This is a genomic window from Salinispora mooreana (assembly GCF_000379065.1).
GTDB lineage: Bacteria > Actinomycetota > Actinomycetes > Mycobacteriales > Micromonosporaceae > Micromonospora > Micromonospora mooreana.
In genome coordinates, this window is record NZ_KB900614.1 from 2,690,216 (window position 1) to 2,702,562 (window position 12,347).

13 protein-coding genes and 2 pseudogenes are annotated in these 12,347 nt (G+C 71.7%); 6 read left to right on the forward strand and 9 right to left on the reverse strand.

The features are described 5' to 3' along the window. Window positions 1-14 precede the first annotated feature (14 nt). The 3 genes from SALPAC6_RS0112680 to SALPAC6_RS0112690 form a co-directional block, all read right to left on the reverse strand. On the reverse strand, window positions 15-974 hold the full coding sequence (locus tag SALPAC6_RS0112680; RefSeq protein ID WP_018253785.1) for an electron transfer flavoprotein subunit alpha/FixB family protein: 960 nt from the start codon (window positions 972-974) through the stop codon (window positions 15-17). A 14-nt stretch (window positions 975-988) separates the two neighbouring features. Then, on the reverse strand, window positions 989-1,768 hold the full coding sequence (locus SALPAC6_RS0112685; protein WP_018253786.1) for an electron transfer flavoprotein subunit beta/FixA family protein: 780 nt from the start codon (window positions 1,766-1,768) through the stop codon (window positions 989-991). Window positions 1,769-1,949: 181 nt separating this feature from the next. Then, window positions 1,950-2,363 (reverse strand): hypothetical protein, encoded by a 414-nt coding sequence (locus SALPAC6_RS0112690; protein ID WP_026189618.1) that lies wholly within the window; start codon window positions 2,361-2,363, stop codon window positions 1,950-1,952. 64 nt (window positions 2,364-2,427) lie between these two features. Between SALPAC6_RS0112690 and SALPAC6_RS0112695 the strand changes: the two genes are divergently transcribed. Further along, window positions 2,428-2,835 (forward strand): PLD nuclease N-terminal domain-containing protein, encoded by a 408-nt coding sequence (locus SALPAC6_RS0112695; protein ID WP_018253788.1) that lies wholly within the window; start codon window positions 2,428-2,430, stop codon window positions 2,833-2,835. 6 nt (window positions 2,836-2,841) lie between these two features. On the opposite strand, the gene SALPAC6_RS0112700 is transcribed toward SALPAC6_RS0112695, so the two are convergent. After that, window positions 2,842-4,464, reverse strand: coding sequence for an acetolactate synthase (locus tag SALPAC6_RS0112700; RefSeq protein ID WP_018253789.1), 1,623 nt, complete (start codon window positions 4,462-4,464; stop codon window positions 2,842-2,844). Window positions 4,465-4,536: 72 nt separating this feature from the next. Beyond that, entirely contained in the window at window positions 4,537-5,310 is a 774-nt protein-coding gene (locus tag SALPAC6_RS0112705; RefSeq protein ID WP_026189619.1) for an enoyl-CoA hydratase/isomerase family protein, read from the reverse strand. A gap of 97 nt (window positions 5,311-5,407) precedes the next feature. Here SALPAC6_RS0112705 and SALPAC6_RS0112710 point away from each other — a divergent pair, with 97 nt between their 5' ends. Both SALPAC6_RS0112710 and SALPAC6_RS0112715 read left to right on the forward strand, forming a co-directional pair. Beyond that, window positions 5,408-5,941, forward strand: a complete 534-nt coding sequence (locus SALPAC6_RS0112710; RefSeq protein WP_020493582.1) for a DUF6232 family protein — start codon at window positions 5,408-5,410, stop codon at window positions 5,939-5,941. A gap of 54 nt (window positions 5,942-5,995) precedes the next feature. After that, window positions 5,996-6,475 (forward strand): DUF6232 family protein, encoded by a 480-nt coding sequence (locus tag SALPAC6_RS0112715; RefSeq protein WP_018253792.1) that lies wholly within the window; start codon window positions 5,996-5,998, stop codon window positions 6,473-6,475. A 58-nt stretch (window positions 6,476-6,533) separates the two neighbouring features. On the opposite strand, the gene SALPAC6_RS0112720 is transcribed toward SALPAC6_RS0112715, so the two are convergent. The 3 genes from SALPAC6_RS0112720 to SALPAC6_RS0112730 form a co-directional block, all read right to left on the reverse strand. Then, window positions 6,534-7,430 (reverse strand): ribokinase, encoded by an 897-nt coding sequence (locus tag SALPAC6_RS0112720; RefSeq protein WP_018253793.1) that lies wholly within the window; start codon window positions 7,428-7,430, stop codon window positions 6,534-6,536. 74 nt (window positions 7,431-7,504) lie between these two features. After that, a complete protein-coding gene (locus SALPAC6_RS0112725) occupies window positions 7,505-8,374 on the reverse strand; it encodes an ABC transporter ATP-binding protein (RefSeq protein ID WP_018253794.1) in 870 nt (289 codons plus the stop codon). Between the two features lie 87 nt (window positions 8,375-8,461). Further along, a complete protein-coding gene (locus SALPAC6_RS0112730; protein WP_026189620.1) occupies window positions 8,462-9,637 on the reverse strand; it encodes an ROK family transcriptional regulator in 1,176 nt (391 codons plus the stop codon). A gap of 116 nt (window positions 9,638-9,753) precedes the next feature. Between SALPAC6_RS0112730 and SALPAC6_RS31225 the strand changes: the two are divergent. Then, a pseudogene (locus SALPAC6_RS31225) lies at window positions 9,754-9,899 on the forward strand (glycoside hydrolase family 3 protein); the annotation flags it as partial. Between the two features lie 297 nt (window positions 9,900-10,196). Here the strand turns inward: SALPAC6_RS31225 and SALPAC6_RS30155 are convergent. Then, a pseudogene (locus SALPAC6_RS30155) lies at window positions 10,197-10,360 on the reverse strand (GNAT family N-acetyltransferase); the annotation flags it as partial. Between the two features lie 229 nt (window positions 10,361-10,589). Between SALPAC6_RS30155 and SALPAC6_RS0112735 the strand changes: the two are divergent. Both SALPAC6_RS0112735 and SALPAC6_RS0112740 read left to right on the forward strand, forming a co-directional pair. Then, window positions 10,590-11,282: a response regulator transcription factor gene (locus SALPAC6_RS0112735; protein ID WP_018253796.1), complete on the forward strand. Its 693-nt coding sequence runs from the start codon at window positions 10,590-10,592 to the stop codon at window positions 11,280-11,282. Next, window positions 11,275-12,306 (forward strand): sensor histidine kinase, encoded by a 1,032-nt coding sequence (locus SALPAC6_RS0112740; protein ID WP_018253797.1) that lies wholly within the window; start codon window positions 11,275-11,277, stop codon window positions 12,304-12,306. The genes SALPAC6_RS0112735 and SALPAC6_RS0112740 overlap by 8 nt, the downstream gene beginning before the upstream one ends. The last annotated feature ends 41 nt before the right edge of the window (window positions 12,307-12,347 follow it).

Here is a 12,347-nt window from a genome sequence, read left to right on the forward strand (position 1 = left end):
GTCCGGCAGTCAGCTCACCGGCGCTTGCGAATCTCCTCGGCGGTCTGCGGTACGACCTTGAACAGGTCGCCCACCACACCGAAGTCGGCGAGCTCAAAGATCGGCGCCTCGCCGTCCTTGTTGACCGCGACGATCGTCTTCGAGGTCTGCATGCCGGCCCGGTGCTGGATCGCGCCGGAGATACCGAGCGCGATGTAGAGCTGCGGGGAGACCGTCTTGCCGGTCTGGCCCACCTGGAACTGGTGCGGGTAGTAGCCCGAGTCGACGGCGGCGCGGGATGCGCCGACGGCCCCACCGAGCAGGTCCGCCAGCTCCTCGACGAGCGTGAAGTTGTCGGCGGTGCCGACCCCACGCCCACCGGAGACGACCACCGACGCCTCGGTCAGCTCCGGACGGCTGCCCTTCTGCTCGGCGACCCGGTTGACGACCCGGGCCAGCTTGTCGGCGGCCGGGACCGAGACGGTGAGCTGCTCGACGGCCGGGGTGGCCGCGGCCGGTTCCGGGGTGACCGAGTTCGGCCGAACGGTGACCAGCGGCAGGCCACGGGTGACCTTGGACTTCACAATGGTGGAGCCGGCGAAGACGACCTGCGTCGCGGTGCCGTCGGCGTCCAGCCCGACCACGTCGGTCAGGATGCCGTTGTCGAGCTTCACCGCGAGCCGAGCGGCTATCTCCTTGCCCTCCTGGGCGGAGGCGAGCAGCACGGCGGCGGGCTGCACCCGCCCAACCAACTCAGCCAGGACGGTGGCCTTCGGCGCGACCAGATAGCCGTCGATCTCCGCACTCTCGGCGGCGTAGATCTTCGCTGCCCCGTACTCACCCAGCTTCGCGCTCAACGCCTCGGCAGCGCCGGGGCCGCCGAGCACGACCGCGCTCGGCGTACCCAGGCCACGGGCGAGGGTGAGCATCTCCAGGGTGACCTTCTTGACGCCGAACTCCCGGGTGGCTTCGACGACGACGAGAACCTCAGACATGTCCAGACCTGCTCTCACACGAACTTCTCGGTGGCGAGGAACTCGACCAGCTGCGTGCCGCCGGCGCCCTCGTCGGTGACCTTCGTGCCGCTGGAGCGCGGCGGGCGCTTGCTGTGCTCCAGCACGACGCTGGTCGCACCGGCGTGGCCCACCTCGGCCGGAGCGACACCGAGGTCACCCAGGGGCAGGGTCTGCACCGGCTTCTTCTTGGCGGCCATGATGCCCTTGAAGGAGGGGTAGCGCGGCTCGTTGATGGTGTCCCAGACGGAGACCACGGCGGGGGCCTCGGCGGTGACCACCTCGTAGCCCTCCTCGGTCTGCCGCTCGATGGTGAGCGTGCCACCGTCGACGGTGAGCTTGCGAGCACCGGTCAGCGCGGCGACGCCGAGCCGCTCGGCGATCATGTGCGGCAGGACCTGGACCCGGCCGTCGGTGGACTCAGCGCCGCAGAGCACCAGATCGGCGTTCAGCCGCCCGAGCGCGGCGCTGAGCACCGTGGAGGTGGTCACCGCGCAGGATCCGGCCAGGGCGTCGTCAAGGACGTGCACGGCCTTGTCCGGGCCCATGGAGAGCGCCTTGCGGATCGACTCGGTCGCCTGGTCGGGCCCCATGGTCAGGATGGTGACCTCACCGCCGTGGGCCTCCTTGATCTTCAACGCCTCCTCGATGGCGTACTCATCCATCTCGTTGATGACGTTGTTCGCCGAACCGCGGTCGACGGTGTTGTCGTCAGTACGCAGGTTGCGGTCCGCGCCCGAATCGGGCACCTGCTTGACGAGTACGACGATATTCATCGCGCTTCGACGACCCTCCTGTGTTTGGTGCGATTCGCTCGCCCGGTCTGGGGCGCAGCCTCCCGCGTAACTCAACGCGCGGTCAACCGCGGGCGCTGTGCGGTTGCCCACGACGCCATGTTACCCACAAGTAGCTTCCAGCTCCGGCGCCCGTATGGTGACACAGCTCACCGGGCGCGGCTCAGCCCGGCTCCGCCAACGCACCCCGAATGCGCTCAATCATCGCCGCCTCCTGCGGAGTGACGCCCCGGTGCGCCCCGGCCGCCTGGTCGGCAGCGGCCAACACCACCTCCCGGTAGGTCCGCACATCCTGCGGCGACTTCTCCCGCAGGATCGCCACCGCCCGGGTCAGCGCCGGCAGCACCACAGACTCGATCTCCCGCTCCGACCTGCTCGGCAGCCGGGGCAGGGGACCACTGGTCAGCACCGCCTTGACCATTCCGCTGGAGTCAGCCAGCGCGGCGGAGGCGGCGAAGCTCTCCCGGACCAGCGCCAGCACACCGGGCTCCACATTTGACACGAGGGCAACCGCGCCGAAGGCGCCCGTCTTGAGGGTCAGCCGCTCCTCGGCCGTCAACCGCTGCTCCATGATCACGGAGTGTAAATGTCGCGCCCGCCGCGGGGTGTGGCAACAACCACGGGTACGTCATGATGGTGTCATGGCTCGGCTGTACGTTCTCCTCTTCCTCGCGCAGGTCGTCCTCGCCGTCGTCGCGTTGATCAGCTGCCTCTCGGCCGAGGAGGGCGACATCCGCGCCCTGCCCCGGATCGCCTGGGTGCTGGTCATCCTCTTCTTCCCCCTGGTCGGCTCGATCGCCTGGTTCGTCGCCGGCCGCGAGGCCAGAGCCGGTCAGCCAGGAGCCGGGCGGCCGGTCGGCAACGGTCTCACCGGGCGCCGGCGCCGCCCGATCGCTCCGGACGACGACCCCGAGTTTCTCCGTTCGGTCGAGGAACGCACCCAGAACCAGGCCGACCAGGAGCTCTTCCGCCGCTGGGAGGAGGACCTGCGCCGCCGCGAGGACGATCTTCGCCGCCGGGACGGTGAGCAGAAGCGGCCCGAGTCCTGACCCGCCTCAGGCGAGATTCGACGACCGGGGGTAGGCATCAGCCGGGTCGGTCACCACGTTGACCAGATACGGCACCCCGGACTCGAAGGCCCGCCGCAGCGCCGCCCCCAGGTCGGCGGCCTTCGTCACGGTCTCGCCCGCCCCGCCCAACGCCTGGACCACCTGGTCGTAACGCAGCTCCGGCTGAAGGTCGGCGGCCACGTCGTAGCCGTACAGCGCCCGCATCGGATGCTTCTCCAGCCCCCAGATGCCGTTGTTACCGACCACGATCACCACCGGCAACCGCTGCCGGACCAGCGACTCCACGTCCAGCAGGGAGAAGCCGGCGGCGCCGTCCCCCATCAGTACGCAGATCTGCCGGTCGGGGTGGGTCACCCGAGCCCCCATGGCGTAGCCCATCCCGGTGCCGAGACAGCCGTACGGACCGGGGTCGAGCCAGGTGCCGGGCTGGGCGGGCTCCAGGTACCGGCCCGCGTACGAGACGAAATCACCACCGTCGCCAATGGTGATCGCGTCCCGGGCCAGTACCCGGCGTAGCTCGCCGTAGACCCGGGCGGGCCGGATCGGGTCGGTCTCCGCCGCCATCTCCGCGGCGTCGCGGGTGCGGGCGGCGTCCTCCGCGGCCCGCAACTCGACGACCCACTCCGTGTGGTCGGCGCGGGGGCCGGGATGGTCGGCGAAGGCGGACAGGATCAGTCGCAGGTCGCCGGCCGGCGCGGCAGCCGGCTGGCGGTGCCCGGCACGTTGACCCGGCGCGTCCACCACGTGCACCACCGCCGCGGCACCGAAGTCGCCAAAATTGAGCCGGAAGTCCAGCGGCGTGCCGACGACCACCACCACGTCCGCCCGCTGCAACGCCACCCGACGGGACGCGGCGAAGGCGAGCGGGTGCTCCGGCGGCAGCACGCCCCGGCCCATGCCGTTGGTGAAGACCGGCACCGCGAGGGCCTCGGCCGCCGCGCGCAGGGGGTCAACGGCATCGCCGGCGTAGACGTCGGAGCCGGCGATGAGCACTGGGCGCTGACCCCGGGCGATCAGGTCAGCGGCCTTCGCCACCTCCGCCGGGTCCGCCTCGATCGGGGCGATCGGGGCGACCGCGGGCAGGTCGGCGTCGGCCACCGAGAAGGCCACCTCCAGCGGAAGGTCCACAAAGACCGGGCCACGATGCGGGGTGAGCGCCGTGGTCACCGCGGCACCCACCACCCGGGGGATGTCCTCGGGGCGCAACACCGTCTCGGCATGCTTCGTCACCGGGGTCACCAACGGCAGGTGGTCCAGCTCCTGGAGGCTGCCCGCCCCCCATCGAAACTGTGGTGCTCGCCCACCGAGCACCAGGATCGGTGACGCGTTGAAGAAGGAGCTGGTCAACCCGGAGATGCCGTTGGTGACGCCCGGACCGGCGGTCAGCACCGCGAGGCCGGGGCGGCGCTGTAGCTTTGCGACCGCCTCGGCCGCGAAGACCGCCGACTGCTCGTGCCGGACGTCATAGATCGGAAACCCGAGCTGGTACGCGGCGTCGTACAGCGGGAAGACATGCCCACCGGAGAGGGTGAACATCTCCCGCACCCCGTGTGCCCGCAACGCCGCCAGCGCGAGTGCGCCGCCGTGCCCCTCGATCCGCTCCGACATGACCAGCTCCCCTGCCCGCGGAAGATCCGGGCATACGCTACCCAGCGGTAGCCGGGATGGGAACGCCCCGGATCAACGTCCGGTGAAGTCCGGCTTGCGCTTCTCCACGAAGGCCGCCATACCCTCCCGCCGGTCGTCGGTGGCGAACAGCGCCGCGAAGAGCTGGCTCTCCCAGGCCAGGCCGGAGGCCAGATCCATCTCCAGGCCACCGTCGACCGCCAGCTTCGCCGCACGCAGGGCCTGCGCCGGCCCGGTCAGGTACGGCTGTACCAGGGCCACCGCTGCGGCATAGACCTCGGCGGCGGGGACCACCCGGTCGGCCAGCCCGATCCGGAGCGCCTCCGGCGCGTCCACCATCCGGCCCGACATGATCAGATCCTTGGCACGGGCCGGGCCAACCAGGCGGGCCAGCCGCTGGGTGCCACCGGCGCCGGGAATGACGCCGAGCTTGATCTCCGGCTGGCCGAGCTTGGCGTCCTCGGCGACCACCCGCCAGTCGCAGGCGAGGGCCAGCTCGCAGCCGCCGCCGAGGGCGTACCCGGTGATCGCGGCAACCACCGGCTTGGAAATCTGGGCGATCGCCCCCAGCGCGCTGGAGAGCGCGACCGCCCGCTCAGACATGTCCACGTAGGACATGTCGGCCATCTCCTTGATGTCCGCCCCGGCGGCGAAGACCCGCTCTCCGCCGTACACGATGACCGCGCGGACCGCCGGGTCGCCGCCCGCCTGGGTCGCCGCGGCGCGCAGCTCCTCCTGCACCTGGGTGTTCAGCGCATTCATCGGCGGCCGCTCCAACCGGATGGTGCCGATCCCGTCCTTGATCTCCAGCCGCACGAACTCGCCCACGCTGTCCCTCACTTCCTCGTCGAAGTCGCGTGCCAACCTTACGGCCCGAGCGCTGGGGCCGTAGTCTGGCGCCAGCCCCGGCACCGGGAGTTCCGAGATGGTCACGCTTTATCACGATAAATCGATACACGTCACCTCCACGGCTGTCCAGGTCGTGGACCAGATCTTTCCGCTGGCCGAGATCAGCGCCGTGTGGCACCACCGTGGCAGCCGCTCCTGGCGAGTGCTGGCCGGCCGCGGCGCGATCGGCGCGGCCCTGGCTGGTCCGCTGGTCGCCGCTGCGGCGGGCATCGCGCTCGCGCTCTGGCTCGGCCACTCCCCCACCGTCACCATCGCCATCATCGGCGCCTCGGTGCTGGTCGGGCTCGCGGTCGGGCCGGTCGCCGACTTTCTCTTCGAACACCTGGACCGCTCGTACGCCCGGGGCAGCCGCCAGCTGGAGATCTGGATCCGCTGGCAGGGCCGGCCGATGCTGCTGCTGGCGACCGCAGACGCGGTGCGGTTCGGGCAGGTCTACCGAGCGCTACAGCGCGCCATCGAAGCCAGCCAGCCGGCTCCCCAGCCACCGCGCCGGCGGGGAGACCGGGCCGCTCCCGCGCCACCGGCCCGTAGCGGCCCGGCGCCACAGTAGGGGCCGGCCCGATCGGACCGACCCGCACCGACCGACCCTCGGTTAGAGTTAGTGATGACCCTCTATTACCGGGACGACGCGGTGCAGGTGACCTCCGAGGCGATCCGGTCAGGCGGGCACCGGGTGCCGATAGCCGAGATCAGATACGTCTGGCACACGAAGGGGCGCACCACCCTCGCCGTCCGCGGGCGGCTGCTCAGCCGCAGTGTCCTGGTGCTGCTGTTGTCGCTGCCGCCCCTGGCGGCAGTGGTCTGCGCGCTCTCGCTGGTCTGGTCAGCGCCGGAGCGAGGGTGGCTGCCGGTGCTGCTCACCCTCGCCGGGTGCCTGCTACTCGCGCTGGCCGTGCTGCCCTTCCTGGAGATCCCGCTCGGCTGGCTGGACCGCTCCTACGAGCGGGGAAACCGCGTACACGAGCTGTGGGTGCAGGCGCAGGGCCACGAGCTGCTGCTCCTACGCACGCCGGACGCGCTCCGGTTTGGCCAGATCTACCGCGCCGTGCAGCGCGCCGTCGAACAGCAGCCCCACGACCGGTGACCTGGCGGCCAGCACCTCCCGACCGGACCACCTGCCATGGCGTGCGGTGCGGGCAGAGTCAGCCCGGCCGGTACAGCTCGTCGATCTCGTCCCGGCGGGGCAACGCCACCGAGGTGCCGAGCCGCCGGACGCACGCCGCGCCGGCGCCCGTCGCCCACCGCGCCGCATCCACCAGGTCGCGCCCCTCCCCCCAGCCGACCGCGAGCGCGGCCGAGAACGCGTCCCCGGCCGCCGTCGAGTCAACCGTCTCGACCGGCACCGCCGGGATGCGCACCCCGCCGCCATCCCGGTCGCCGTACCATGCGCCGGCGACGCCGAGAGTGAGCACCGCCCGGGGAGTCAGCTCCAGTAGGGCCTGCGGCTTGTCCCGGCCGTGACCGGTGAAGGTCTGCGCCTCGCTCTCGTTGACCACCAGCACGTCGGTGGCGGCGAAGAGCTCCGGCGGCACGGTCCGGGCGGGCGCGGCGTTGAGCACCACGCGGGTGCCGCCGGCCCGCGCCGCCACCGCCGCCTCGGTAACTGTCTCCACCGGGATCTCCAACTGGGCGACCAGCACATCCGCTTCACGTATCGCGGTCAGCTCCGGCTCGGTCAGCCCGGTCATCGTGGCGTTGGCGCCGGGACTGACCACGATGGCGTTCTCCCCCTCGGCATTGACCATCACCAGGGCGACCCCGGAGGCGCCGTACGCGACCCGCAGTTGGCTGGTGTCCACTCCGGCCGCGGTGATGCGGGCGCGCAGGGTGACGCCGAAGGCGTCGGAGCCGATGGCGCCGAGGAACGTGCAGGCCGCGCCGGCCCGGGCCGCCGCGATGGCCTGGTTGGCACCCTTGCCGCCCGGCACCATGACGAAGTCCGCGCCGAGCAGCGTCTCCCCCGGTCGAGGCAGCGCCGCAGCGGTCGCCACGAGGTCCATGTTGGCGCTACCCAGGACAACCACCCGGGTCTGTGGCATTGAGCACCTCCGGTTCTGCGGGTCGGGGGCCGCATCCCCACCCGGTCACGGCCCGGCGCGGGCCGGTCCGTGCCCTAACCGGCGCGGGCGGTGTAGCGGTCGCCGTGCCGCTCCAGCACCAGGGACAGCCCGAAGGTCTCGCTGAGATTCTCCCCGGTGAGGACATCGGCCAGCAGGCCCTGCGCCACCACGTCCCCGTCGCGCAGCAGCAGCGCGTGGGTGAAGCCGGGCGGGATCTCCTCCACGTGGTGGGTGACCAGCACCAACGCCGGGGCATCCGGGTCCGCCGCCAGCTCCGCGAGCCGGGCCACCAGCTCCTCACGGCCCCCGAGGTCAAGCCCGGCGGCGGGCTCGTCGAGCAGCAACAGCTCCGGGTCGGTCATCAACGCCCGGGCGATCTGCACCCGCTTGCGCTCGCCCTCGGAGAGGGTGCCGTACCGGCGGTCCGCGAGGTCACCGACGCCGAGCTGGCCGAGCAGGGCTCGGGCCCGGGTCTCGTCGCCGCTGTCGTACTCCTCCCGCCAGCGGCCCACCACGGACCAGGACGCGGTCACCACCACGTCCACGACCCGCTCCTCGGTGGGGATCCGCTCGGCGAGCGCTGCGGTGGAGAGCCCGATCCGCGTCCGCAGCTCGGTCAGGTCGGTACGACCGAGCAGCTCGCCCAACACGTGTGCGAGCCCGGCCGTCGGGTGCAGTCGACCACCGGCCAGGTTGAGCAGCGTGGTCTTACCGGCGCCGTTGGGACCGAGTACGACCCAGCGCTCGTCCAGCTCGACCTGCCAGTCAACGTCGTGCAGCAGGGCCGCACCAGCGCGGCGCACGGTCACGCCGTCGAGGCTGACCACCAGATCCGCGTCCACGGAGGCGGGGGCGGCACCGGAGAGGCCGGAGATCAAGGCACCAGTCACGACTCCATCCAACCACGCACCGGTGAGCCACACCCGGGCCCCCGACGTCGAGCTACCGGAGCGAAGCGCGGTCGACCGACGGAGCGTCGACCAACCGCACCGCCACACCGTCCCCGCCGGTCAGCTCGTCGTGGAGCCGAACACCTCGTCCCGCGCCGCCGCCAGGGCGGTGTGCAGCGCCCCGCGCAGAATCGGCTCCTCGGTCAGCCCGGTCGGCACCACCCGCGGCCGGACCAGAGCGATCGCCGCCACCTCTCGCTGCACTCTTTCGGCCAACGCCGCCCCGCCGGCCCCGCCGACCGCACCAGCCAGGACCACCAGCGGCGGATCCAACACCACACAGGTACTGGCCACGCCGAGCGCGAGCCGACGGGCCAGCTCATCAAGCATCGGGGCACCCGCCGCGCCGTCGGCGACCGCCGCGGAGACCCCACCGGCCGCCGTCTCGTCGGGATACCCGTGCTCCCGGGCCAGCGCGCGAACCGCCTCCGCGCCGACGAGCTGCTGGAACGCAGGCTTCGTACGAAGGGCAGCGGTACGCGGGATCGGCACCCCGGGCACCGGCAGCCAGCCGATCTCTCCGGCGGCGCCGGTGCTGCCGTGGTGCAGCCGCCCGCCGATCACGATCGCCAGGCCGATCCCGGCATCCACCCAGGCCAGGACGAAGTCAGCGACGCCCTGCGCCGCTCCCGACCGCGCCTCGGCCATCGCCACCAGGTTGACGTCGTTCTCGAAGACCACGGGGGTGTGCAGGTCGTCCCGAAGCGCGCCGAGCAGGCCGGCGTGCCACCGCGGTAGGTTGAACGCGAACGTGATGTCACCACTGGTCGGGTTGACGAGACCGGGGGCGCCGAGGACGACCCGGCGTACGGTCGACAGCGGCGCCTCAGCGCTGCTCGCGGCCGCAACGACGGCGTTGTGCACCACGCCGAACGGGTCGTCGGTATCGCCAGTTGACTGTTCGGAGCGGCCGACCACCTCCCCGGTGATGTCCGCACAGGCAGCGACCACCCGTTCGGCCCCGAAGTCCACCCCGACCACGTGGGCGCTGCCCGGCCGGACGGCATACAGCTGGGCGTTGGGACCTCGCCCGCCCGCCTGCTCACCGACCCGCGCGACCAACCCCCGCTCCTCGAGCCGCTCGACCAGCTGGGAGGCGGTCACCTTGGACAGACCGGTCAGCTCGCCCAGCCGCGCTCGGGTCAACGGGCCCTGCTCCAGCAGCAACTCCAGCGCCGCGCGGTCATTGAGTGCCCGCAACAGGCGGGGGGTGCCGGGGAGCCGGGTCATAGTCATGCCAGTCCTCGAGTTTTTCATAACCAGCCACGCGCAACGACGAAAGAGGTAACCGTAGCGTAACGACCACCGACGGAGTGGGTAGTCGACCGTATCGACGGGGAGGCAGGGAGCATATGAGACCGGATCCAGGAATTCGCCGCGTCGCGCCGGGCACCCCGCTCGCCGCCTACCGGGCCCGATCCCCGCACAGTGGGCAGTCGTAGGAGATGTCACCCGCCTCGGGCACGCGACCGGAAGCCCGCACCCCGGCAACGCCGCACGCCCCCGTCTTCAGCTGCTGCCCGTATCCCTTGGAATAGATCGCCTAGTACGCTCCGTCACCGTTCGCCTCAGCCGGTCGTGCAGCTTTTACTGCAGGTCAAAGTCCAGTTTTCGACACACCAACACCTCCGAGCACCCCTTGCCTACCCGCCGCTAAATACGTAGCGTCACAACTGCATCCGGCGATCCGCCCCCGGGCGGCCGGCGGGGGCCTGGGGGAAGGACGCGGACCGGGGTTCCGGCCCGGGAAATCCGGTCCGCGCCCTACCCACTCCCGGTGGCACGAGTCGGCCGGTCAGCCCGGGTAGACCCCACACGACCGCCAGCCCGATCGGGGAACCCGGCCGCCGCGGCCACCCGGGCCGACGCCGCGTTCCGCCGACTGTGCAGGTACGTCGGCGCCGCCCCCTCGGTGAGAACGTGGCGCGCCGCCTGGGCGACCAGCCGACGGGACGAGCCGACGGGACGAACCCCGGGCCAGCCGGCCACTGCCCCAGCCAGGTGGTCAGGTGCAGGTGACGCCGACGGCCGCCCATCGCACTCCTTCGAGGCCTGCTCGTCGCGCGCCGTACGCGCAGCCGGGGTGCCCCACGGGTCGCGGGCCACCGCCGCTGGTGACGGCCGTAACCGCCTCGCAAGATCTTAGCTGATCGTCGCGGCTACGCTGGGCAACGACGAGGGAGGCCCGGTGACGCAACGGGTACTGGTCGTTGACGACGACAGGACAGTCAGTGACGTGGTCTGTCGCTACCTGGTTCACGCCGGCTACCAGGTGCGGCACGTCGGGGACGGCGACTCGGCGCTTGCCGCGGTCGCCGCCGAACCGCCGGACCTGGTTGTGCTCGATCTGATGCTGCCCGGGCTCGACGGCCTGGAGGTGTGCCGGCGGCTACGGGCCACCCCGGGCGGGGTGCCCATCATCATGCTCACCGCGCGCGGCGACGAGGCTGACCGTGTCCTCGGGCTGCAGCTTGGTGCCGACGACTACCTCGGCAAGCCGTTCTCGCCCAGGGAGTTGGTGCTGCGGGTCGGGTCGGTACTGCGGCGCAGCGGTGAGCCCCGGACGGCACCGGCCACCGTGCTCCGCGACGACGCCCTCGTGGTCGAGACCGGCCCCCGGATGGCCCGGCTGCACGGCCACGAACTGACCCTCACCGTGCGCGAGTTCGACCTGCTGGTGTACCTGATGCGACACCCCGCCCGGGCGTTGGGCCGGGCCGAGCTGTTGGAGCGGGTGTGGGGCTGGAACTTCGGCGACCAGTCAACGGTGACCGTCCATGTGCGGCGGCTACGGGAGAAGGTGGAGGTCGATCCCGCCAACCCGCGCCGAATCGTGACGGTCTGGGGCATCGGCTACCGATACGAGCCGACCGATGCGTGACCTGGCGCTGATCTTCGCGTTCGCACTCGGTCCGGCGCTCTGCGTCGGCGCGGTCGGCGCGCTCACCCTGCGCCTGCTGCGCGGACGCTCGGTGACCGTACACATCGTCACCCTGCTGGTCGTCGCGGTGACCGCAGTGGTCGCCGCGGTGGCCATGGTCGCCGACCAGATGTTCCTCTCCCCGCATGACCGGAACGTGGTGCTGATCACGGTGGCGGCGGCGGCCATGGTGAGCCTCACGGTCGGCTGGCTCTTCGGGCGCCGCCTGGCCGCCGCCGCGGTCTGGGCGGACCAGGCCCGGCAGCGGGAACGCCAGATCGAACAGGGTCGGCGGGATCTCGTCGCCTGGGTGTCGCACGACCTGCGGACCCCGCTGGCCGGGCTGCGCGCGATGGCCGAGGCGCTGGAGGACCGGGTGGTTGACGATCCCGCGACAGTGAGCGAGTACCACCGCCGGATCCGGGTGGAGACCGATCGGATGACCCGGCTGGTGGACGACCTCTTTGAGCTCTCCCGAATCAACGCCGGCGCCCTGCGCCTGACCCTGTCGGCGGTGCCCCTGGGCGATGTCGTGTCGGACGCCGTCGCCAGCACCGCACCGCTGGCAGCCGCCTGCCGAGTCCGCCTGCTGGCACCCGACTCGGGCTGGCCGACCGTCCTGGCCAGTGAGCCCGAGCTGGCCCGGGTGGTGGGGAACCTCCTGCTCAACGCCGTCCGCTACACCCCGTCGGAGGGGACCGTCCGGGTCGAGGCCGGGACGGACACCGACTGGGCGTGGCTGGCCGTGGCGGACACCTGCGGCGGCATCCCCGAGGCGGACCTACCCCGCGTCTTCGAGGTCGCCTTCCGCGGCGAGCGAGCCCGCACCCCCCGCCCCAGCACCGGGGAGATGGCCAGCTCCGGAGGGCTGGGACTGGCGATCGTCCGAGGGTTGGTCGAGGCGCACGGCGGCCGGGTGCAGGTCCGCAACACCAGCGGTGGGTGTCGGTTCGAGATCCGGCTACCTCTTCCGGGAACCGCCTAGCACCAGCACCATCGACTGTTACCACTATCTTAAATAGACGT